This window comes from Spirochaetota bacterium (assembly GCA_026414805.1).
Lineage (GTDB): Bacteria > Spirochaetota > UBA4802 > UBA4802 > UB4802 > UBA4802.
On sequence record JAOAIH010000003.1, the window covers coordinates 44,744 to 68,476 of the forward strand.

General features: G+C 34.7%; 23 protein-coding genes and 1 pseudogene. 15 read left to right on the forward strand and 9 right to left on the reverse strand.

Features of this window, described 5'->3' with window-relative positions:
- The first annotated feature begins 55 nt into the window (after window positions 1-55).
- From N3F66_01295 to N3F66_01310, 4 genes are all read left to right on the forward strand, one after another.
- Window positions 56-337, forward strand: a complete 282-nt coding sequence (locus N3F66_01295; GenBank protein MCX8122783.1) for an HNH endonuclease — start codon at window positions 56-58, stop codon at window positions 335-337.
- 104 nt (window positions 338-441) lie between these two features.
- Window positions 442-2,871: a cyclic nucleotide-binding domain-containing protein gene (locus N3F66_01300; GenBank protein MCX8122784.1), complete on the forward strand. Its 2,430-nt coding sequence runs from the start codon at window positions 442-444 to the stop codon at window positions 2,869-2,871.
- Window positions 2,872-2,876: 5 nt separating this feature from the next.
- Window positions 2,877-3,692 (forward strand): hypothetical protein, encoded by an 816-nt coding sequence (locus N3F66_01305; protein ID MCX8122785.1) that lies wholly within the window; start codon window positions 2,877-2,879, stop codon window positions 3,690-3,692.
- A 140-nt stretch (window positions 3,693-3,832) separates the two neighbouring features.
- Window positions 3,833-4,477, forward strand: coding sequence for a hypothetical protein (locus N3F66_01310; GenBank protein ID MCX8122786.1), 645 nt, complete (start codon window positions 3,833-3,835; stop codon window positions 4,475-4,477).
- On the opposite strand, the gene hisC is transcribed toward N3F66_01310, so the two are convergent.
- Together hisC and N3F66_01320 are read right to left on the reverse strand one after the other, a co-directional pair.
- Entirely contained in the window at window positions 4,446-5,498 is a 1,053-nt protein-coding gene (gene hisC, locus N3F66_01315) for a histidinol-phosphate transaminase (protein MCX8122787.1), read from the reverse strand. The two genes, N3F66_01310 and hisC, sit on opposite strands and share 32 nt — an antisense overlap.
- A gap of 3 nt (window positions 5,499-5,501) precedes the next feature.
- Window positions 5,502-6,416, reverse strand: coding sequence for a dihydroorotate dehydrogenase (locus N3F66_01320; GenBank protein MCX8122788.1), 915 nt, complete (start codon window positions 6,414-6,416; stop codon window positions 5,502-5,504).
- A gap of 128 nt (window positions 6,417-6,544) precedes the next feature.
- Between N3F66_01320 and N3F66_01325 the strand changes: the two genes are divergently transcribed.
- From N3F66_01325 to N3F66_01335, 3 genes are all read left to right on the forward strand, one after another.
- Window positions 6,545-7,225: an HAD family hydrolase gene (locus tag N3F66_01325; GenBank protein ID MCX8122789.1), complete on the forward strand. Its 681-nt coding sequence runs from the start codon at window positions 6,545-6,547 to the stop codon at window positions 7,223-7,225.
- A 41-nt stretch (window positions 7,226-7,266) separates the two neighbouring features.
- The gene (locus N3F66_01330) at window positions 7,267-7,719 is read left to right on the forward strand and encodes a hypothetical protein (GenBank protein ID MCX8122790.1); all 453 of its coding nucleotides are present in this window, start codon (window positions 7,267-7,269) and stop codon (window positions 7,717-7,719) included.
- A 77-nt stretch (window positions 7,720-7,796) separates the two neighbouring features.
- Window positions 7,797-10,322, forward strand: a complete 2,526-nt coding sequence (locus N3F66_01335; GenBank protein MCX8122791.1) for a SpoIIE family protein phosphatase — start codon at window positions 7,797-7,799, stop codon at window positions 10,320-10,322.
- Between the two features lie 51 nt (window positions 10,323-10,373).
- Here N3F66_01335 and N3F66_01340 read toward each other — a convergent pair whose 3' ends face one another.
- The 4 genes from N3F66_01340 to N3F66_01355 form a co-directional block, all read right to left on the reverse strand.
- Window positions 10,374-11,621 carry a (Fe-S)-binding protein gene (locus N3F66_01340; protein MCX8122792.1) on the reverse strand — a complete coding sequence of 416 codons (1,248 nt, stop codon included), beginning with the start codon at window positions 11,619-11,621 and terminating at the stop codon, window positions 10,374-10,376.
- 2 nt (window positions 11,622-11,623) lie between these two features.
- Complete coding sequence (locus tag N3F66_01345) at window positions 11,624-12,346, reverse strand: respiratory nitrate reductase subunit gamma (GenBank protein MCX8122793.1); 723 nt, start codon at window positions 12,344-12,346, stop codon at window positions 11,624-11,626.
- Between the two features lie 23 nt (window positions 12,347-12,369).
- Window positions 12,370-12,609 (reverse strand): sulfurtransferase TusA family protein, encoded by a 240-nt coding sequence (locus N3F66_01350; protein MCX8122794.1) that lies wholly within the window; start codon window positions 12,607-12,609, stop codon window positions 12,370-12,372.
- Between the two features lie 105 nt (window positions 12,610-12,714).
- Entirely contained in the window at window positions 12,715-13,272 is a 558-nt protein-coding gene (locus N3F66_01355) for a DsrE/DsrF/DrsH-like family protein (protein MCX8122795.1), read from the reverse strand.
- 427 nt (window positions 13,273-13,699) lie between these two features.
- Here N3F66_01355 and N3F66_01360 point away from each other — a divergent pair, with 427 nt between their 5' ends.
- The 7 genes and pseudogenes from N3F66_01360 (at window position 13,700) to N3F66_01390 (ending at window position 19,635) form a co-directional block, all read left to right on the forward strand.
- A complete protein-coding gene (locus tag N3F66_01360) occupies window positions 13,700-15,904 on the forward strand; it encodes a molybdopterin-dependent oxidoreductase (protein ID MCX8122796.1) in 2,205 nt (734 codons plus the stop codon).
- Between the two features lie 43 nt (window positions 15,905-15,947).
- Window positions 15,948-16,499: a 4Fe-4S dicluster domain-containing protein gene (locus tag N3F66_01365; protein ID MCX8122797.1), complete on the forward strand. Its 552-nt coding sequence runs from the start codon at window positions 15,948-15,950 to the stop codon at window positions 16,497-16,499.
- Window positions 16,500-16,536: 37 nt separating this feature from the next.
- Window positions 16,537-17,517 (forward strand): polysulfide reductase NrfD, encoded by a 981-nt coding sequence (gene nrfD / locus N3F66_01370; protein MCX8122798.1) that lies wholly within the window; start codon window positions 16,537-16,539, stop codon window positions 17,515-17,517.
- 31 nt (window positions 17,518-17,548) lie between these two features.
- Window positions 17,549-18,061: a YeeE/YedE family protein gene (locus tag N3F66_01375; protein MCX8122799.1), complete on the forward strand. Its 513-nt coding sequence runs from the start codon at window positions 17,549-17,551 to the stop codon at window positions 18,059-18,061.
- Window positions 18,062-18,072: 11 nt separating this feature from the next.
- Window positions 18,073-18,678 (forward strand): YeeE/YedE family protein, encoded by a 606-nt coding sequence (locus N3F66_01380; GenBank protein ID MCX8122800.1) that lies wholly within the window; start codon window positions 18,073-18,075, stop codon window positions 18,676-18,678.
- A gap of 168 nt (window positions 18,679-18,846) precedes the next feature.
- A pseudogene (locus tag N3F66_01385) lies at window positions 18,847-19,317 on the forward strand (rhodanese-like domain-containing protein).
- Window positions 19,318-19,455: 138 nt separating this feature from the next.
- The gene (locus tag N3F66_01390; protein ID MCX8122801.1) at window positions 19,456-19,635 is read left to right on the forward strand and encodes a hypothetical protein; all 180 of its coding nucleotides are present in this window, start codon (window positions 19,456-19,458) and stop codon (window positions 19,633-19,635) included.
- Between the two features lie 40 nt (window positions 19,636-19,675).
- On the opposite strand, the gene N3F66_01395 is transcribed toward N3F66_01390, so the two are convergent.
- The 3 genes from N3F66_01395 to N3F66_01405 form a co-directional block, all read right to left on the reverse strand.
- Window positions 19,676-20,938 carry a pectinacetylesterase family protein gene (locus tag N3F66_01395; GenBank protein MCX8122802.1) on the reverse strand — a complete coding sequence of 421 codons (1,263 nt, stop codon included), beginning with the start codon at window positions 20,936-20,938 and terminating at the stop codon, window positions 19,676-19,678.
- 209 nt (window positions 20,939-21,147) lie between these two features.
- Window positions 21,148-21,375: a DUF2892 domain-containing protein gene (locus N3F66_01400; protein ID MCX8122803.1), complete on the reverse strand. Its 228-nt coding sequence runs from the start codon at window positions 21,373-21,375 to the stop codon at window positions 21,148-21,150.
- An 86-nt stretch (window positions 21,376-21,461) separates the two neighbouring features.
- The gene (locus tag N3F66_01405; GenBank protein MCX8122804.1) at window positions 21,462-22,382 is read right to left on the reverse strand and encodes a metallophosphoesterase; all 921 of its coding nucleotides are present in this window, start codon (window positions 22,380-22,382) and stop codon (window positions 21,462-21,464) included.
- 121 nt (window positions 22,383-22,503) lie between these two features.
- Between N3F66_01405 and N3F66_01410 the strand changes: the two genes are divergently transcribed.
- Window positions 22,504-23,733 (forward strand): HD domain-containing protein, encoded by a 1,230-nt coding sequence (locus N3F66_01410; GenBank protein MCX8122805.1) that lies wholly within the window; start codon window positions 22,504-22,506, stop codon window positions 23,731-23,733.

A 23,733-nucleotide genomic window follows, 5' to 3' on the forward strand; every position in this document is an offset into this window, starting at 1 on the left:
GCCAAAAAAATTTAAACCTAAAGATCACCATTTTGCCGATTCTGTTTTTTCTGACATGGAAACTCACATAAAGCGTGAAAAACAAAAAGCACGTCAGTTGCGACATTCATCATGGTGGAAAAACAAGATAGCTACAGGCATATGTTATTATTGTGGAAGGAAATTTAAGCCATCAGAACTTACGATGGATCATGTAATACCATTGTCACGTGGTGGACATTCAGAAAAAATAAATATAGTAGCCTGCTGTAAAGAATGTAACACAAAGAAAAAATCACTGCTGCCTGTTGAATGGGAAGAATATATTCAAAATTTAAAAAAAATTGGTTTGCCGTAAAATTGTTATTGCTCTTTTTGCAATAGTCTCCTACAATAATGCAAAAATTAATTAAATTAAATAGCATAAATAGTAAAAATAACATCTTTTGAGTAAAAATAATTATGGAAAATAATGGCACTGAGAAGATCAGGAAGGGCGAGATTTTAATCTTACAGGGAGAAGAACCTCGATTTATATATTATTTGCAAAGTGGTACAGTTGAAATTTTATCTGCACCTGCCGAATATGAGGGACTTGACAGTAAGATTGTTGTTGATAAAAGTAAGCGTGTTGGAATAATAAATGAAAAAAATGTTATTGCTGGATTAAGCCTTTTATTTACAGAACCATATAAAAAGACAATACGGGCTATAGAAGACTGTGTGGTAAAAAAGTATCCTTTGCGTGAAGGTGGTTTTAGGCAGATAGTTATTGATGATCCATCATTTGCTGCGTTGTTACTCACTCATGTATTAAAAAGACTGGAATTGTCATTAAATGATGTAAAGAAATATACATTGTTGTATCAAAATCTGTGCAGGGTGAATGATAACTTTTCCCTTGTTGCAGGCGAAGTTTCAGATAATTTGCCTGACAATTTGTCGCAAAGGGCAGGTGATTTGTACAGAATTTACACGCAAAATGGCGGTGATTTCCCATCACGAATAGATGCAAAGTTTATTGTCCAGGATAACTCCAATCTGCTTAAAAAAAAATATATGTTTCCCGGATTGCCAGTTGAAAGCCTTATTGATATTAAGCAATGTAATTTTTTAAAGAAAATAGTTGGGTTGGATAATCAATTGCTTATACCCATATTCAAAAGTGATCCCAATATACCAATTTACATATTCAATTGTGCCTCAGAGAATCTTGTAAAACTTTTAGACAGGATTGAGTCCGTTCACACAGAAATTGATGCTGAGCTAGAATACCTTTTTGGAGATAATGGTTTTATTGCATATTTAATTGATAAACAAACCATAAAAACATGGGTAGCTTCGGGCAGGGTAAGTGATGATTTTCTCAAAGGGTTTGTATCAATTGCCAATAAAATACATGAATACTACAGAGAGCTATCTGGTGAGTTGCTATCTGAAAAATACAGCAGCTTCAAAAAGCTGAGTAATTTTATACAGACAATCAAAGAACAGCCAAAAGTTGCTGAAGAGATACAAAGACCATCTCGAATCCCTCAGAATCTAAGTCAGATGTATAAGAATTCTATTTATCAGATATTTGAATTTGGATTAATAGAAAAAGAAAATCAGAAAAACCTGTTGAAATTATTATCAGATTTTAAAAAGATGAAAGACCCTCTTTCGTCAGAGCCTGATGCGCGCAAACTCAGAAGGCAAATCGCACGGTTTTATTATGACATATATGCTAAGGTTTTTGTCCGCAGCCAATCAGAGAAAGTTGTCCCGCAACCAGTTAAGCTCATGCTGCGGTTTGGTTTTTTAGATGAAACCATGATTGAGCAGGAACAATTGGCTGAATTACACGAAATCTCTATGCGCAGGATTGAGCAAACTGATATACCAATATTATATGAAGAGGAATTTTTAACTAAAATTTTTAATGGAGAAGAAAATCCAAGTATTAATGAAATGGGATTATCATACGAAGCTTATCTGCGTGAAGAGCAAAAGCATATTAAAGGCAGCAATGCAAAGGATGAAGGAGATAATGTACAAAAAGTAATTTATGAAATAAACCACAGAATAGCTACTGCTTCTTCAGTATGTTCGGGTTCAACAGCCACATCATTTCCAATTCTTACATCCATGAATATGCGTGGTAGCATATCACATTACTATATATCCAAAAAGAAATTGGAATCAATTGTTAATACATTACGGGATATTGATTATTCGGTTTTCTATCGTGAAACAGCAGTAATGATAGGTAACACCAAAGAACTTATTAAGGAAGAAGTGGTGCCGTATTTCATTCTGTTGCCAACGTTTGGTACAAAAACTATGCTATGGCAGGAACTTGATGGAACTAACCGCAGAACAAGAGGCAGAATTGTTGTTCCAATATTATTCATGGGTGATATGATGCCTACCATGGCTCATACTTTTGCCACATTTAGATGGGAGCTTAATCGTACTATTATGGGAGGAATGTGGGCTGACCCAATAGAGGGAGGATTAACGGGAGCATATTTTGATTATATTAATACCTTTAAAAAGAATCCAAAACTTTCGCTAGAAGCAAAACAGAAAGTAATAGAGCGTTTCAAAAGCATCCGAAATAACCGTGATAGATTTGCCGATGATTACATACAGTGGGTTCTTTATGAAAAAGATGGCATTATGAAATTAAATAATGTTGTCCGTGATATGTTCTATAGGCATATCCCATTTAAAAAAGAGCTTCGTGACAGGCTAGAGAATATGCCTGCCTATACAGAAATAGCCAACAGGTTTAGAAATGTATTTACTCGCGAAGTTGGCAATTACGAAAGAAAATTTAAAAAGTACCAGCGTGAAGATGGCACGTTACCTGAGGCTTTGCAGAAGTTTATGGAGTTTTTGTATAAGTAACAGTTATGAACTCTCACCGAATAACAGGAATAATCAGGCATTATACACGTAAAGCACGTGACCAGATTTACAATGCTGGGCTTGCAATATTTAAGGCAGCAGGCATTGAGCAATATCTAGATGATATTGGTGCATGTGTTGATGAGTTGATTAAAAATGCTGTCAAAGCAAATTATAAACACCTTTTAATTGTTGAAGCTCTCCAACGGCAGTTCCAATTGCAATATAAGGATAAAACTCAAACTCAGGTGCAGGAATATATAAAAGATATTCTCAAGGACAAAATACAGTTTGACACTTTGGCATCAATTGTTTTGAAAAAACAAAACATTGCTCAAAAGGTTCGAGAAGCATTAAATCAGGAAGGAGCTTTCCTAATAATTAAAAATAAAGCCTACAGTGAAAATAGACAACTTAACAAAGAGGAATTAGAAACAATAAATAAACTAAAACTTTTTGTAACTTTGCAACAGCAATTAAAGCAGTACAATATCCGTATAATATTGAAGATTGAATTGCGTGATAATTATATTTATATTGAAATAACCAATACTGCTCCAATTCTTTCACATGATTTACAGAGGATTTATACAAAACGTGAAGAATACCGTAAGTACAGGGAAGAAGGAAGAGAATATGAATTTTTTATTAATAATATTGATACAAGCGATTCTGGATTTGGGTTAGGGTATGCAAAGATTGACAGCTATTTATATAATCTTGGCATTGACCCGGATAAAGCTGTTACTGTCATTTCTATCAATAATACAACAGCTATGCTTGCAATTCCTGTTGAAGTTTTAAGAAATAAGCAACATTAAAGTATATAATAAATATAGTTGTTTGTGGCAGTGATTTAGAGCTGTATGAACGTGTTGCAAATTATGTTTAATATTATATTAACGTTTTGGTATACTTAAAGCAAGTTTTGCATAATAATATCTATGTTTAGAGGATGAACATGCAACAATTTACAGGTATTATATTATTTTTATGCATGATAACTGCGTGTGCATCAGCTGATGAAAGGATATCAAATAATAATAAAAATATAAGTGGGGATAGCTCTATAAAACAGCAAACAGTTAATAGTGATTACGCTGTACCCGAATATCAGTACACAACGCAGGAAGGCATTAAACTCAATGCAACATATAACACAAAACTCAATGACTTGGGTGCAGAGATAAAAAAAATTGAACCATTGATGCCAAGGAATAGAACATTTGGCTTTTACTATGATAATAAAACAAAAGAAAAAAATAAATTGTATTTAGGATTTGACTGTGATGTGCAGGGCGCTATTACTGGTGCTGATTCATACCCTATGCGTGCATGGAATATAATTTTTAAAAACTTAAATCCTGTTTTAACAAAGTCTCGCATACTTCATCAGATATTACAGGACCAGGATGTTAAAGGCCTTGTTATAAGTTTTTACTGGTTATACGAAGGATCTGAAGGAATTATTATCTGGTTGGAAAAAAAAGATATTGAGCAATATATGCAGAACAAAATAATTTACCCTGAACTTATTGCACGAAGCACTACCACAAGGCCTGATGGTAAAATAATCAATTTGGTATTATTTCAGAAAGCACCTTGATAAGTTTTTTAATTTCCATCATAGTCCCAACAGTAATGCGGATATATTCCGACTGAATAGGACCTGGGAAATAGCGTACCAATATCTTTTTTTCCTTAAGCTTTTCATACAGAGTGCTGGCATCGATGTTAGGATGCCGTGTGAACACAAAGTTGGCTTTTGAAGGAACATTTACAAAACCTAATGATTCTAATGATTCTTCTAAATATTCCTTATTATTGCGTACCATAGATATATTATATTTAAATCCCTTGTCATCAAGTAATGCTGCATATGCACCCGCCTGCGCAATCCTATCAACATTGTATGAATCTTTAAGCTTTATTAAACCGTGGATGATATCTTTATGAGCTATCGCCAACCCTACCCGTAAACCTGCAAGGGAATATGATTTTGAAAATGAGCGGGTTATTATTATGTTATCGTATTCTTTGATAAGTGGCAGAGCAGTTTCATTATAAAAGTCAACATATGCTTCGTCAACAACCAGCAAACCTTTGAATTTGCTGCAAAACTTTTTAATCTGGTCAATGGGAACACCTTTGCCTGTAGGATTGTTGGGGTTGGCTATAATAACCAGATTGTATTTCTTTTTTAAGAATTCATCAAAAGGAATATCAAAATTTGTATCTAGAGTAATTTTATCGTATGCAATTCCATTTGCTTCGGCCATTGTGTAATAAAGCGCATACGAAGGGTAGGGGAATGCTGCAAGGCCATCAGGTTCAATGAATCCTCTGAAAAGAAGAGTAAATATTTCATCAGAGCCATTAGCAACAAATACATTATCGGCTGCTATTGCATTTTTTTTTGCAAACAGCTCACGTACCATCTGAGCATTTGGATTTGGGTAACGCCTGAGATCACCGTTACATGCTTTCTGCAAAGCATCAAGCACAGCTTGTGATGGAGGGAACGGATTTTCATTAGTATTGAGTTTAATATATTCATTCAGATTATCAGGCTGCTCGCCAGGTATATATTCGGTCATTGTCTGCAAGCGTTTATTCCAGTATTTCATCGGTTACTCCTTTCTGTGTGCAATGCCAATCAGATTGTTTATGTCACTGATAGAATGCTGTTGTAAATATTCTTTAAGCTTTTTTAAAATAATTGCTGATGTGTCAGGATTAACCAAGTTTGCGGTGCCTATCTGTATAGCTTTTGCTCCGGCCATTAAAAATTCTAATGCATCCTCCAAAGTAAATATACCACCAATGCCAATGACTGGTATATCAACACGTTGAACAATCTGATATACCATTCTAAGAGCAATAGGTTTAATAGCGGGACCACTTAATCCAGCAAATGTATTTGCAAAATATGGCTTGCCTGTTGTAGTATCTATCTTCATCCCCACAAAGGTATTAACTGCTGAAACAGCATCTGCACCAATATCTTTTGCTGCTTTGGCAAATTGTGTAATGTCAGTAACATTAGGGGATAGTTTTACAATTAATATTCCGCGTGTTACTGTGCGTACTTTTTCAAGCAAATGCGAGAATATCGATATATCCTGACCAAATGCAATACCACCTTCTTTGACATTGGGGCAGGATACATTTAGCTCTATTGCAGCAATGCCATCTGTATGTGATAGTATTTTTGCAAGTTCTACATTTTCATCAATTGAATGACCGGCAATATTAGGAATAACAGTTGCATTGGCTTTGAGTAAATATGGTAGTTTGTGCGATAGGAATGCTTCTATTCCAACATTTTCTAATCCAATGGAGTTAAGCATTCCAGATGGTGTTTCTGCAATACGTGGCCCGGGATTACCAGCACGTGGTTTCAGTGATAACCCTTTTGTGAAAATTGCACCTAATGCTCCGATATCAACAAATTGTGAAAGCTCCTGGCCATAGCCAGCGGTACCGGATGCAACAGTGATGGGATTTTTTAAATGTAATGTGCCAATTGATACAGAAAGATTCACGGTTGTTCCCGCTTAATATTTATAAAATGCAATTGTGAAGTATAATTTTAGCTCAAATGAGTCAAGAAAATAAAATTTTGATAGAAAATTTTATTGAAAAAGGTATCTGTTAAAAAATAGTTGCAACTATGATATACATTGCATTTGACATTGATGGGACTTTGTATGATTGTTCTCCTGTTGTTGGAAAGGCGTTTGAGCAGGGCATAGATGAATTTTTACTGCAATATCCTCAGTGTAACCTTCACAAACCAACAACTGATGCCATAATGAAGCTTGTTGGTATTCCAGTTGATGAAATTTTTGCTACACTCTTTCCAACCCTTTCACAAGAGCTATCGCAAAAACTTAATGATTATTGTACTGCTAAACTTTCAAATCTTGTTTTGGAAAAGAAAGGAACCATTTTGCCTGGAGTTGTTGAAACAATACCGGTTTTGTACAGTAAGGGATATGGCCTTTTAACAGCATCAAATGGCAGAAAAGAATATGTTGAGGCTGTGCTTAAAGCCTATGGATTATCGCATTACTTTACAACTATTATGGCACTTGAGGATAACAATCTGATTGACAAAACACAATTATTAGGATATTACAAAAAAACATTACCACACTACAAAATGTTGATCATGGTTGGCGACAGAGCAAATGATATGCTGGCAGCAGCGAACAACAATATTCCATTTATTGCCTGTGCCTTTGGTCACAATGATAAAGAAATTTCTCATTGTAGGTGGATTGCATACACCTTTTATGAAATCCCAGGTATTGTCGATACTATAGTAAAAGAAGTATTAAAAAAGAAGTAGTAATAGTAAAATAGAAACAATTGAATACTTTGGAGGATACGATGTATTTAGAAACTACCACCTGTATTTCTTTACAACATCTTGAGTTGTTGCAATTCTATTCTCAAAAATGCAATATACCTATTAGGACATTAATATCGTCGCTTATTAATTATGCTGTGAATTCTGAAAAATGTCAGATCCAGAGATTTAAAAGGCTGTCTTACAGAAAGAGGAATAATGAATGGGTGAGGTTTCATCTATATTTATTTGAAGATGAGTATGAGTTTTTTATGGATGTTAAGAAGATCTGGAAGATGTCTTTGGCAAAAATTATAGAATATTGTATTGATAACGTTTTTTTTGATGTGATAGCTTTGCTTTTGAAAGAAGATGATACCGATAACTATCGATATAGAAATTATACTTTTGGATTTTTTAAAGAAGAAGGAGTATTTTGTTGCCATTTTTATTGGGGATTACACCCGGATTTAATACGAAAAGCCCTCACCTGATAAAAATACAATTGACTATATTGGTATTCGGAACATAAACTGTCTTTACTATACATTGCGATTGCTGAGGTTTGTATATGCATGATATTATATTTGCTCTCAACATATTTATGCTTCCTCCGTTAATTACTCTGATTACTAGCGTGATAGTTGCAAGCATAGCAGTATTTAAGGGTAAGCGTAAAAAAGAGAATATACTATTTGCATTATTTTGTTTATGGTATGCACTACTCACACCAAATTTTTTGGGTCATTTTGTTATTAAAGATGTCAATTTTATTTTAAAAATGGAACGGACTATCCATACATTGTACGTTTTTATCCCTTTTATTGGGGTATTATTTTATCATACTTCCTTAAATATTAAACGACCGTATCTTGAAATTATAACGTTTGCAATAAGTACTGTATTTGCATTTTTAGTTCATACTCCTTATTATATTACTGATCTTTTAACCTACCCATGGGGGCATATTGCAAAAGGAGGTATCGTTTTTCAGATCTTTGGGGTATATGCATTTTCAGTACTTATATACGGTATAGTTATAAGCGTTATTAAATTACGGCAGGAAAGAAATGAGTTAGTTCGTTTAAAGATTAAATATATTATTTTAGCATTAAATTTAATAGGCATTTTTACTGTTTTCAATGTACCAGCCATGCTTGGGTATAATTTTTATCCACTTAGCAATTTGATGTTTATTCCTCTTATATTTTTAGGATATGGTGTCCTCAGATATAGATTGATGGATATTCGGAGTGTATTACATATTACTTTTATTTGGTTTTGTATTTCATCTGTTATTCTTATACCAAATATAATAATTTATAATATAATATACCCTTTCTTCAAAACATTTGATAAATCGGTGCTGTTTTTTTTATTAATAATATGGTTTGCAGTTAACTATTTTTATTTTATTAAAGTTCAACCCCTTATAGACCAGATTTTTAATCGAAGAAAATATAATCTAAAAAAGGTTGAGTCGCAATTTATTAACGATATTGCATTATTAAAAGATCTGCATCTTTTATTGAATGAACTATCGTATATATTAAAACGTACATTGCTAATTAGAAACGTTGAAATTTTTATTAAAGCTGAAGATAAGGAAAATGAATTGTACAACCTCAATGGCGATACCATTATACTGGATAAACAAATCCAGGATTATTTTACTAAAAATCCTGGTGTGATTGAAAAAAAATTAATTGAGAATAAACAACAACATGAACAAGTTGCAAAAATGTTGTTGCCGCTTTTTGAACAATTATCTGCAGAATATATTATACCACTGGAACATAATGAATTTATAGGTATTATTGCTTTGTCTGAACGCTCAAATTTAAAGGCATTATCCAATAATGAAATTGAATTTTTACAAAATATTAAATCAGCTTCTTCCATAGCAATTGCTAACTCTCTTATGTATCATAGCTTGAACAACTTAAAAAATAACTTAGAAGCATTGGTAATGCAAAGAACCGAGCAACTCCAGAAAAAAAATGAGCAGATGGAATTTGAACTAAAATTGGCAAAGACAGTGCAAAAAACACTTTTGCCATCTGTACTTCCTGCTAATAATCAATTATATGCAGCGGTATATTTCAGGCCATATATGGAAGTAAGTGGTGATTTTTTCTTGCTGGAACAAATAGATGAATCTCATTACATGATTGGAGTTGTTGATGTTTCTGGTCATGGAATTCCATCTGCACTACTTACTTCAATGATTAAAACTGAGATTGAAAATCTTTCAAGATTATACAGATCAACTTCTGTTATTTGCTCACAATTGAATAAAAAGCTCACCCCAATATTGCAGGAAAGTGGATTTTATTTTACACTTTTTCTGGGTATCATTGATTTTGTCAATATGGAGTTATTGTATACCAATTGTGGCCATACTGATATTTATGTAATAACTTCAAATGACACAGTATATCCTTTATCAACTGATTCCGTGTTTATTGGGGCTGATGAGCATATTCATTATCCAGAATGCTTATTTGAACTTAATACTAAAGACCGCATTGTTCTGTATACTGACGGGATTACGGAGGCAAAAGCTAAAAGTGGCCACCTGTATGGAAATGAGCGTTTTACAAACATTCTTGTCGCATCGCATGATTTTGCACCTCAGGATCAAATTGATATAGTTATTAAAGATCTTGAAAATTTCATTCAATCCGAGGAAGGTACAATTCGCGATGATGTAACGTTTTGTATTATTGAAATAGGTGAACCGATTACTGTTGAAAAATATCTTAAAAAGGCTATAACACTGTATAAAAAGAAAAATTATAATGAAGCCCTGTCCATTTTGAATTCAATAACAACAGTACCGCTATCTGCTTCCTATAATTATTTGAAAGCAAAACTGTTAATGAAAAATAAGCATTATGAGGAAGCAAAAAAGGCAATACTTTTGGCTCTGAAAGATAAACCCGATCATAAAGAATTTAATTATCTTTATGGACAGATATGCTTTGCATTGAAAGATTATCAGGCTGCACTGGATACCTTTGCTGATTTATCAATGATGCAGCCCTATAAGAAGAGCAAAGAGTTTATAGAAATAATTCAAAAGAAAGGACAATAACTCAATATTACTACAGTAGGGGGGAAAATACTTTTCACTGATGTATAACCATTACACAATCAAATTTTCCCCTACTAATTTTGTAAACGATTCAATTGTTACATTCATTCCATAACCTGTACATATTGTAGATAGTTGAAGATGACAATTTTCACAGGCAGTAATAACCATTTCTGCTCCTGATTTTTCAATTTGCTCTTTCTTTGGTTTGCCACTTTTGATTCTGAATTCCTCATTATCAAGGGCAACCAGTCCACCACCTCCTCCACAGCACCAATTATATTCGCGTGTTGGGTTCATCTCGCGGTAATCTTTTGCTAGCATCTTCACTATTTCACGAGGTTGATCGTATATTCCACCATTGCGTCCTAACTGACATGGATCATGCCATGTCACTGGTTTGCTGATTACATCTTCTTTTACTTTTATTTTGCCCTCTTTTATATAACGGTAAATTACTTCCACAATGCTTGAAACTTTAAATGGCAATGGTCCCATTAAAAACTTAGGTATTCTGTATGCGGTGCCACATTCAACAATAACTATCTCCTTAACTCCTAATTCCTTTGCTTCATTGATAACTCTATTGGCAATAAAATTTGCTTTTTCACTGTCACCTACAAAAAAACCAAAGTTAACTGCTTCAAAGTAGCTTAATGTCCAGTCCTCTTTGGCAGCATTAAATATTGCAGCAGGATACACAATTGAGTGGGCACCTGAAAGCCCTACATAAAGAATATTTGCACCTTTCTTTTCCATTGGAATAAGGCCTTCGCTAATTGGTGCTTTAATCAGTTTTTGCACTTCTTTTTCAAGGTCTTTGATAACACTCTTGTAACCCTCCTTGAACATATCAACGCTTTTACCTTTTTCTACAGCACCATCTGCAAGCATAACCAACTCTTCAGGTGCATTGCCATAGGCTACCAACAATTCTTTTGCAATTCCTAAGATATATGGCATGTCAATACCAAATGGGCAGAATACTGTACAGCGCCTGCAACCAGTACATGAAAATGCAGCTTCTTTAAGCTCTTCCATAAGGTTTTCATCAAATTCTTTTGCATCACCCCACCAGGGCAAAAATTTTCCAGTAGGTCTGAAGTATTTTCTGAATACCTTTCGTACTACTTCAGCCCTCCCTACAGGGGAATATTCTTTTTTAGGAATGCCCTGATATACGTGGCATGTATCATAACATAGGCCGCAGCGAGTGCAGAGATCTAAATAATACAACATGGGCCTGTTCAACTTCTTTTCAATAACCTGTGTAAGTTCTTGTACTTTTTCCTTATCCATGGCTACTTCCTTTTACGATAATGTGCTAGAAATGTAAATACCGAATGTACCATTTTGCTGAATGGAAACATCATGAGGAAAATATTTGCAAAAAGTACATGAAGAACCAAAATAGTAAAGTGCGATAGCTCTGTAATCTTGTACGATAGCTCCGGTTTCAGCATTATCATGCTTTGCAGCCATTGCCGGTAATCGTTCACATCAACCTTAAGTACTGCACCCCAATCGCTATATCGTTCAGCCAGATGAAGTATTGATCCAAACAATATACAGAAGAAAAGTACGAGCAGTATCACGAAATCTTCAGGAATAGAGATTTCACGATAAGGAGTTCCAAACCTCCTGAAAAGAAAATATAATGTTGTAATCATAAGAACTATGCCGACAACACCGCCCCCTAAAAATATTTTATGTGGAATTATTTGAATAAAGGCAAAGTCACCTATAAGTTCCAGATGCCCTAAAAATAATAACAAAAAGAAAAAATGAAATAGTATTATAACAAACCAAAATGATTTTTGCTTATTATAAGCGTTAGGAACTATGAGTGCTTCGTATAATAATCCAAATACCTTTGAACCTTTTTTAGGAAAAATAGCTCCTGTACCAGGGGGCGCAGGAGCTTTGAATATAACATACAGTTTATATAAAAGCCCTAAAATCAAGGTTGCAAAGGCAATATATACCATCGGCACTAAAATAAAATATGATATATAGCCCAGCATTGTTTACCTCTTTTAGATGTTATTTATTTAAGCTTTTTAATATAGAACTTTGTTACGTTGCCATCCTTAACTGTATCAAGAATTTCATTTCCACTTGTTTTGGCCCATGCAGGAAAGTCAGCCAGTGCTCCAGGGTCAGTAGTTTCTGCCATAAGAATTTGGCCTACCTGCATTTTTTTAATTTGCTGTGAAACTTTAACAACTGGTAAAGGGCATGCCAACCCTTTTAAATCCATTGTTACATCTGGTTTAATGTCGCTCATTGCTACACTCCTTAATTTAAAAAAATATTAATATTCCATTATCATATATTATTTTAAATTATATATTGCACACGTGTGAAATACAAGAAGAAAACCACAAATAAATTATATGAATAACTGAATCTTACTGTCTGAAGCTTCCTGTAAAAATGTTGCAACACCAACTGATTTAATATCAGGATAGTCAATCATCTCCTCCATTTTAAGGCCCATCAAATCCATTGACATTTCGCATACATAAATTTTTACACCCAGTTCTGCAGCAAGTGCTATCATCCCATCAAGGTTCTGAATATTCTTTTTTTTCATTATATGTTTCATCATTGCTGTTCCCAAACCACCCATATTCATTTTTGAAAGTTTTACCCGTGAAGCACCTTTTGGGAGCATAAAGCTGAACATTTTGCCAAAGAAGTTTTTCCCTTTACCTTTTTTCTTCTTATCTCGTAATGCAGGTGTTGCCCAGAACGTGAAAAACATAACAGCTTCCATGCCCATTGCAACAGACCCTGTTGCAATAATAAATGCGGCTAAAAGTTTGTCTAAATCACCACTGAAAACAACCATTGCAATCTTATCTTTTCGACCATCTTGAATCTCTTTGATCTGGTTCTGAATGGATTCTAGCATTTTAATAACAGGTTTACTTTTTACAATAACCATGGTGGCACCCTCATGTATAAAATTATATATCTATTAAAGAATATAATAAATTAATACAACACTAAAACTATTATATACCACTTTCAAAAAATAATTACAATAAAATAGAATATTTGTTAAAATAATAAACTATTTGAATTGTTAAGTCAAACTATTTATATATTTTTTTTATTAATAATCCCCCATAGAAATTTTTTTATATTCAATATGTATTGTGAGCATGACTGGTGGAGGACCGATAAAGTATAACTTCTTTAACAAAATATATAAACAAAAAAATAGTATATGCAATAATAAAAAAATGTTAAAAAATATATAAAAAATTTAAAAAAAATAAATTGACAGGCTATAATAGAAATAAATATAATTCTAAAATAGTAAAATTATAAATGTAGATGTAATACTATCTTCTGCAGGAGAATGTGTAATGTTAGGAAAAATTAGTAGAAGAGAATTTATTAAGATAGCAGGGGCTGGGGTTGGCACTCTGGCGGTTGGCGGAGGCCTTTATAAATTAGTACAAGATGTAATTACGGATAAAAATGCCAATGGACCAGTAGTAAAAACACCTACATATTGTGAAATGTGTACCTACCAGTGCGCAGGATGGGTTTATAAAAAAGGTGACATGCCATGGAAAATAGTAGGCAATGAGCTTGATGAGCATTGTTATGGCAGAATGTGCACAAAAGGGTTATCAGGTCTTGGTGCTTATTTAGATCCCAACAGGCTAAGAACACCTCTAATTAGGAAGAAAGAAAGAGGAAAACAGGTTTTCAAAGAAGCAACATGGGATGAAGCTTTTACCTATATTGCTGATAAAATGGAATACTTAAAGCAAAAGTACGGTCCTGAGAGCGTTGCATTGTTCAGTCATGGTTCTGGTGGTCATTGGTTTAAAATGCTTTTAAAAGCTTATGGTACAAATAGTTTTGCTGCTCCATCCTATGCCAACTGTCGTGGTCCTCGCGAAGAAGGATATGTGCTTACGTATGGTGAACCAATTGATACCCCTGAGCGCACAGATATGAAAAACACGAAATGCTTGGTTCTTATTGGTTCACACATTGGTGAAAATACTCATAGCCAGCAGGTCATTGAATTTTCTCAGGCAGTGGCCAATGGAGCAAGTATCATTGTAGTTGATCCACGGTTTTCAGTTGCAGCTAGTAAGGCAAAATACTGGTTACCAATTAAACCAGGTACTGATATTGCACTATTATTGGCGTGGATACATGTATTGATCTATGATGAATTATTTGATAAGCAATATGTATACAATAATACTTCTGGATTTGAGCAATTAAAGCAATCGGTAAAAAATACCACACCTGAATGGGCGTACCCTATTACATCAATTCAGCCTGAATTGATACGTGAAACAGCAAAAGAAATGGCAAAATACTCCCCTGCAACGATTGTTCATCCGGGAAGGCATAATGTATGGTATGGTGATGATACGCAAAGAGTAAGAGCAGGAGCAATATTGAATGCTCTACTTGGTAGTTGGGGCAGGAAAGGCGGATTTTTCTATCCAGAAAAAGTAGATTTGCCTGAATATCCAACTCCTCCGTTCCCTCATCCTAAGAAATCATTTAAAGATGCTGTGAATAATAAATATGAACTGGCTAATTTGATTGTTTCATCAGGTATTTGTGATGCAACCATTCATAATGTGATGAATGGGAGCTCATTTTATGAAGGTTGGTTCATATATGGTTCAAATCTATTGAAAGCCCTACCACAACAGGAAAAAACCATTAAAGCATTGCAGGATCTTGAATTGGTTGTAGTTGTGGATATTTTACCAACAGAAATAACTGGTTGGGCAGATGTTGTACTTCCTGATACTACGTATTTAGAGCGATATGATGACATAAGAACCTCACAGGGCAGAACACCTCAAATAGCTTTGCGTATGCCTGCATTTAATCCAAGGTATAATTCAAAGCCAGCATGGTGGATTGCCAAAAACCTTGCCGAAAAGATGGGTCTGGGGGATTATTTCCCGTGGAAAACAATTGAAGAGTATCTTGATTATAAATTAAAAGCTGTTGGAACCTCACTTGATGAAATGAAACAGGTTGGCGTTAAAAATTTCGATCGACAAACACCACTGTATATAACAGGTGCACAATTACCACGATTAGATACCCCCAGTGGTAAAATTGAATTGTATTCATCAACATTGGCAAGTTATGGATTTGACCCAATTCCCGTTTATACAAAACATGAAGAGCCACCTAAAGGATATTACAGGTTACTGTATGGACGTTCTCCTTTCCACTCATTTGCACGGACTATAAATAATCCTGTTCTAACGCAATTGCAGGATGAAAATACAGTATGGGTACATCCTACTGTTGCTTTGGATTGGAATTTGAAGAATGATCAGTATGTAAGATTGGAAAATCAGGATGGTGTTGTAAGTAATAAGATTAGGGTTAAGGTAACAGAAAGGATACGACCTGATTGTGTGTACATGGTTCATGGATTTGGGAGTAAGCAGAAGCAGTTGAAGCGTGCGTATAAAAAAGGTGCTGATGACCAGCAACTCATAACAAAAGTAAGTGTTGATCCTATTATGGGTGGTCAGGCAATGCATGGTAATTTTGTTACCTTTAAAGTTTAGTGTAATTACGAAAGCACATATCAAATGATGTAAAGAGGTCAACATGGCAAATAAGACTAAAAAGTATGTAATGGTTATAGATACGCGTTTATGTGTTGGTTGTGGAGCATGTGTAGCAGCATGTAAAATGGAAAATCAGGTTCCTGAAGGCTTGCATAGGGATTGGATTGTGGAACAGGTAACTGGAACTTATCCTAATCTTTCTATGGAAATTCGTTCAGAACGTTGTAATCACTGTTCCAATGCTCCATGTATTACTTCATGTCCAACAGGTGCAAGTCATCGTAAAGAAGGAACAAATATTGTTGTAGTAACAGCTAATAAATGCACTGGTTGCAAAGCATGTATGGCTTCATGCCCATACAATGCTCGCTTTGTAATGCCAGATGGGTATGTAAGTAAATGTACTTTCTGTGAACATAGATTAGAAGAGGGTTTAGAACCCGCTTGTGCTTCAGCGTGTCCAACACATGCCATTACGTTTGGCAATTTGAATGACACAATGAACAAGGTTTCAAAATTATTAAAAACCAGAAAGTATAAAACCATTATTCCCGAGGCCGGGACTGATCCAAATATATTCTATTTATTATAACAAATAATGAAATTAAAAGAATAGCATGAGGTTGCTTATGAATGAAATAGTACTAACAACAAAAAAAGCGATTGAGGCAGGCCATTCAATGAGTATTTGGAAATGGGAAGTGCCAATGTATCTTTTCCTTGGTGGCCTCACAGCAGGAATTCTCCTTATTGCTGCTTTTATGATTTTGAAAGATAAACCAAAGAAATATCCATTTTCAACTAATAAATTAATTTTGCTGGCACCAATTATTTTAAGTGTTGGTATGTTATTTCTTTTCTTAGATCTTGACCATAAGTTGTATGTATGGCGATTTTATACTGCATTCCGAATCACATCGGTTATGTCATGGGGTGCATGGATATTGATGCTTGTATATCCTTTAAGTATTGGGTTAATATTGGCAACTGTCAAGAAAGGTTATGCTGAGTATTACGATAGATTTAATAAATGGCTGAAGAATTCCAAATACAATAAACTATCGCCAATTATTGATAAATTAATTGTCCTTGCTGAAAAGTACAAAAAGCCTCTGGCTATAGCAACAATACCAGTAGGTATTTTACTTGGTATATATACAGGAATTTTATTAAGTGCGTTTTCAGCACGGCCATTCTGGAATTCAGAACTTCTTGGATTTTTATTTTTAGTTTCGGGATTATCTACTGGAGCTGCACTGGTTATTTTACTAGCAAAAGATCATGAGGAAAGGAAATTCATCACAAAACTTGATATTGGGTTTATTGCAGTAGAGGCAATATTACTTGTACTGTATATTTTTGGTATGCTGTCTTCGTCTTTACAGCATATTGATGCAATAAAGTTAATTTTGGGTGGCGAATTGACGCCTATATTTTGGTCTTTTGTGTTTGTTATAGGAATGCTGATTCCTTTAACACTTGAGCTTCTTGAACTGAAAGGTAAGCCTATACCTTCATCCATTGCTGCATCATTGGTGCTTGCTGGTGGGTTGGCTTTACGATTTATTTTTGTTGCAGCTGGCCAGATTACAAACTGGCTACCATATTAAATTATTTATGATTTTAAGGGGGAATTATTGTATGGAAAAGAAACCTTATGCATCACCGTACATCGCTGGAGTAGGGTTGGGTTTAGTGTTATTAGCAGCCTTTTTCTTTACAGGCCATGGCCTAGGAGCTTCAGGTGCAATTACTCGGACTATAGTTGCTGTTGAAAAAGTTATTTCCCAGGAACATGTTGATGCTAATCCATATCATGCTGAGTATGGTGGTGGCAATACAAATCCGCTCAATAATTGGCTGGTATTTCAGTTATTGGGTGTAATAGTTGGTGGTATGCTTTCTGGAATTCTTGCAGGAAGATTTAGAAAAGAAATTAACCATGGCCCGCAAATTACGCCTAAACAGAGATGGGTATATGCAGTAATTGGTGGCGCTCTTTTTGGTTTTGGTGCAAAATTTGCACGAGGATGTACCAGTGGCTTTATTTTAACTGGTGGGGCTGGTATGGCGCTTGGCGCATGGGTAGGCATGATGGTGATGTTTGCAGTTGCATATATTACTGCATATTTTGTTAGAAAACTTTGGATATAAGAGGTGGTTATATGTTTGCACCATTATCAGTATATTTTAACTGGAGCAATGGTATAGATTTACTAGTATCTTTTATCATCGGTATTGGGTTTGGTTTTGCATTGGAACAGGGTGGATTTGGTAATTCAAGGAAGCTGGCAATGCAGTTTTATTTTAGGGATTTGACAGTATTAAAAGTCATGTTTTCTGCTATGGTTACAGCAATGGCAGGAATAGTGTTTTTTACTGCATTTGGTTGGCTTGATACCAATAGTATGTTCGTTCCTCAAACATATATCTGGGCCCAGATATTAGGCTGTGCCATAATGGGTGTGGGTTTTGCTATTGGTGGCTATTGCCCGGGAACTAGTTTTGTTGGTCTTTCCACTCTTAAGATAGATGCGCTTTTCTTTATTATTGGTCTTTTTATAGGTGTGTTTATTTTTGGTGAACTATTCCCCATTTTAGAAGAATTGTACCATGGCAAATATAGTGGGAATATGGGAAGAATAACTCTGTATGAATTTTTAGGTGTACGGCCTGGTGTTATTGCCGCAATAATTTTAATCATGGCTATTGGCGCCTTTTGGGGGGCCGAAAAGCTTGAAGAAAAATTTGGTAACCAGATTATACAGTAAGGAGTGTACTTTATGAAACTGGAAAACAAGCAAATAGCTGTCTATACGGCTATTATTTTGGCGATAATTATGCTTTTTTTACCTGGCCAGGACCCTACCAAGGTACATATTGATTTACAGGCTATGGCCCAGATGATAGGGAATAAGGAAGACCATGTTACGCCAGGTGAATTATCACAGTGGATAATAGCAGGCAATAATGACTTTCAACTGATAGATATACGAACTAAAGAAGAATATGAAAAAGGGCATATTGAAGGAGCGATAAACATCCCGCTTCAAAATCTATTAAATAGAAATGTAATAATGGATGAGCTCAATCATGATAAAAAGATTGTGCTCTATTCCAATGGAAGCTCACATGCATCTCAGGCATGGGTAGTATTAAAGGGGTTAGGCTTTGACTGTTATATCCTTGAAGGCGGATATAATGGCTGGAATGCTGTTGTACTTAATCCTACAGCTGGGTCAAATGCAACTGATGATGAAGTGTTGCTGTATGCTAAACAGAAAGCTGTTGCAGACTATTTTGGCGGAAGCAGTATTCAGCAGCAAAAACCAGCTGCAAGCGCAGCACCTGCTCCTGTAGTACCACAAAAACCTCAAGGTGGCAAAAAGAAGAAAATGCAGGGATGTTAATAAACTAAATACTATAGTGAATGTATTATAAAAGGGCTGCATCAATCAGCCCTTTTGTTTTTATAATGTTGTTGCATAATTACAATTATTGTTATATACCATTGTAAAGATCAAAAATTAGATAAGAGTTGTTAGTATATGGTAAGTGATAATTATACAACCACAGGTGAGGAAAGAATTTTTAAAAACCAAAAGGAAGCCCTTTTTGCCCTACAGATGTACATGAACCGCTTTATATGGATATCTACAAATGAGATAGTTTCTGGTGTAAGCTCATGCTACTATAATGACTTAAAAAGTGATAAGAAGAATCAATAATGTATTAATCCATATCAATGTTAGTATAATTGTTTTTTTATTAGTTACAAGAAATAGATCCTGGTTGCTGGCAATCTGAACATTCAATCGTAACAAAAGTATCACCTCCTTCAACAATACTGCCAAGCCAGTCTACAAACCTAACACCATTTACTGTGAGAGTATACACTTCATTAGTCATGAGTATAGTATGGACATCACCGGGTGCAATATAGTAGCTGTAATTTTTTGGATTGTGAGTAATATTTGAGTATGTAGTTTCTAATATATCGAGCATGTTTGTATGCCACTGACACCATACACTATCGACAGGATTATACCAGTTTTTATAATCATCACCAGGATTTTCTATATTTAACATAACATTATAGAAGAAAACCTGATTTTCATCCCATGCGGCTGTATATTGAGCAAAGCGATAGTTACTGTAAAAATTTGCAATTGTTGAATAAAGATCTGCAATTGTTAAATTGTCGATATTGTACCCACTGAATTGATTAAAAGATCCAATATCAGGTAATGATGCTCCCCATAGAGTATCAATATTCTGTTTGAATTCATCAGTGATTACACCATTGCCTGCATCACCCAACAGGTGCACTTGGGAATCCTGAAATTCTTCTGCAATATAGGGTAAATTAAAAATTGCCCCATACGAACCTGCACTTATCCCGGTTACAAAAATGACATCAGGGTCAGGATTTTTAAAATGATTTCTTAACCATTCTAATACTAGTTGAAAGTTAACATGGCCACGGTGGCGTATTGTTGCACTTGGTGAGCCATCTTTAGTATACTCTGTATCCTGTTTTCCCCAGTGTAGATCACCAGTACAATAAGGTATATACACAAAATTCCAGTCTTTAAAAGGATTTTCTGCATTGGTAAAATCGAATATGCCACTGTAGCCCATTGACTTTGCCTGTCCATTGCTAATTAAATCAAGGATATTAGCATCGTCATAGTACATAAGTTCTTCTGAATAAGTGGGTTTTGCTACGCAGTTGTTGTAGTGCCAGCAAGCACCACCACCTTGGAAATATATAACAAGTTTATTAACAGTACCGTAACGTACAAAAAATAAAAATTTAGAGTTTGCTGCTGCAGGATGATTTGAGCAGGATGGTGATAAGTTATTATATACAAATTGTGAATACACGCCATCGTCAGCTGTTTCCCAATCAATCTGCTGCCAGTAATTTATCAAAGTATCTGAATTACTATCAGAACCTGACTCCCCACAATGTATGAGGAAAACAATAGTGCTGAATATAACAAGTACAAGCATATGCTTATATTTCATGAGCAAACCTCCGATATATATTTCTTGTTTTTAAAGTATAAAAAAAATAATAAAAAGGCAATCAAAGCTTGCTGTAAAAGCCAGAATTACTAAGCCATTGAAGGTAAATACATTTTATGGGATATTTTCATTTTGTTCAGTTATTTGAATACGTAAAAAAGGCAGGAATATTTCCTGCCTTTTTTAAAGAACATATATAGATGTAAATGTTATTCAACTTCCGAAGCACATGATTCCTTGCAGGTGCTTATCTTTAAAAGGTCGTATGCCCAGCAATAACCACTGTATGCAGAGTATAATACAGCCAATCCCAGAGCTAAAAGAATAATAGTTCCTATAGCACCCGGTTTTAATATAATTATATTAAGTAAAAATGAAACCCCAATTAAAACTCTGATATACCTGTCAGCTGGACCAACATTCTTTTTCATATTCATATATCACCTCTGTATAGCAAAATTATAATATAAGGAATTATCTCAAAGTAAATGTTTTTACAGAATAAAAATATGGCAAGTATTTTTTATAATTTATTGTTTAAATTTTCTTGTAACATCGATGGAACACAGCCATTGCAGGTAAAGGGATGGCGCAGTGTAATATTAATGTCATAAGAACTTTTAAATGCCTCTGATTCATGGTCACGTAATCTAATTAGTACTTTATCAGAACCCTCCTGGAAGAAGAATATACGTGATTCCACATTGGTTGTTGGATCTTTTCTAATGCCGCACACATTGATAAAGAGTATATTTCCAAATTCAGGGGCTATGCGGCTGTTTTGTCTAAGCCATGCTGGCATATGAATATGCCCGCTTACCCATATATCTACATGATATTTTTTTAAAACTTTCTCAAAACGCCATGAATCCAATATCATGTGTTTTTTTGAAAAAGATCCAAGCAATTTACTGTTTTGTAATGGAGCGTGGGTTATGGTAATAATAATTTTATCTTGATTGGATATCACAATATTTTTCCACCAGTTAAATGTTTCGTTGGAAAGGTATGTGGGTGGTCTTCCCCGTTCATTTGACATAAATATAAAAAGGACATTCCCAAAACTAACAGTGTATTTCAATGGTTTCCCTATATATTTTTGATATCCTGACATGTTTTTCCATTCATGGTTACCTGCAATTTCATACCAGTATTGAATATTTGCAAGTTTTCTAACTTCAAGAAACCATTCAAAATCTTCATCAGAAGTTTTATGCTGTACAATATCTCCTGCTATAATGGCTATCATGGGGTATGGATGTATATTTTTCAAATCTTCAATTGCTCTTTTATAGTGCCATCTGTCTGCTTTATGTACGGGCTGTATATCAGAATGTACCCAGATAGAATATGTTGGAACGCCGGGAATATGGTGTTTACAACATGCCGGTAATGTAAATGTGAAAAATAATAAGAGAATTATAATGGTATGGTATTTTTTCATTGGATTTTTACTATGAGCTATCGCACAAAACCTTTATTGATTTTGAAAAAAATATTGCAACAAATACAATATTGTATCATAATAAACATTAAATCAAGTTAATTTTGAAAGCAAGAGAGTTATGGATAAAGATAATATCACAATAGATACTTCCCGGTTTCAGGAGATATCAATATCATATTTAAAAAAATTGAGCGGCGATAAATTGCTTACTTTTGATGTTCTTGATCAAAATGGCAATACAGTTTTTTCTGCAGGTCAGGCACTGGATGATGAAGTGCTAAAAAAGAAGTCCGAAGAAGGTGTAAAGTTTTTTATTCCACGAGTTACTGAAACTATTGGTGTATATGATCGTGAAATTATCGACATGAAGAAACTGAAGGCTATTGCAGATGATACTGCTACCATGTATGTTGACATTCGAAAGACTGGAAGGATGTCGTATGAGCAATTTTTACAGTCACACAACCAGCTGGCAGCTGTAGTTGATAGCCTGAGAGCTGAAGATAAAACAGGTGGGGTATTGTCGCTTCTAAAAGAGATTAAAGAATTTGATTTTATCACCTATACGCATTCAGTTAATGTTGGTATTTTGGCTATGATTTTGGTATATAAGGAGTTGTCAACAGGCGATAAGGTTAAATTGGCAGCTTTGGCCGGATACCTTCACGATATTGGCAAATTGAGAGTTGATCAGTCAATAATCCAAAAACCCGGTTTGTTGTCATATGATGAATTTAAAAAAGTTCTTGAGCATACTCGTGAAGGGTACAGAATACTTGACAGTGTAACAGACTCCTCGGGGCGTAAAGTTGTTCCCAATATTATAAAATACGTTGCATTGTTTCATCACCGTAAGTTGCAAAGCCCAGGCTATCCATTCCGTGATGATGAAAAGGACAAAACGCGGGAGACTCAGTACAATGAACTGCCTGATCTTGCACGAATCATGGGCATTTGCGATATGTATGATGCACTAACGAGCGCTACCCCGTTTAGAATGCCTATGTCAGTGGAAAAGGCGTTGCGCTATATTCTCAACCTTTCTAATTATCTCTATTCTACTGATGATGTGCACCGTTTTATTAAAGTTTTGGGATTATCGCTTAACAAGGGTAATCCTTTTTTGCGTGTAGGTGATTTTATAATGCTTGAATCTGAAAAAGTTAGCCTGGATACACGAAAAAAGATAAGGGTATATGAGATAGCGCGTATTGAAGACATATCACGTGTTAATTTTATGAATCCTAAAGTGATGATCTTTTATGATGTGGTGAAGAATAAAAAGCTTAATAATATAACTGTAGATCTGCGATATGAGACCAGCCGTAGAATCTGTGCGTGTGTTTGA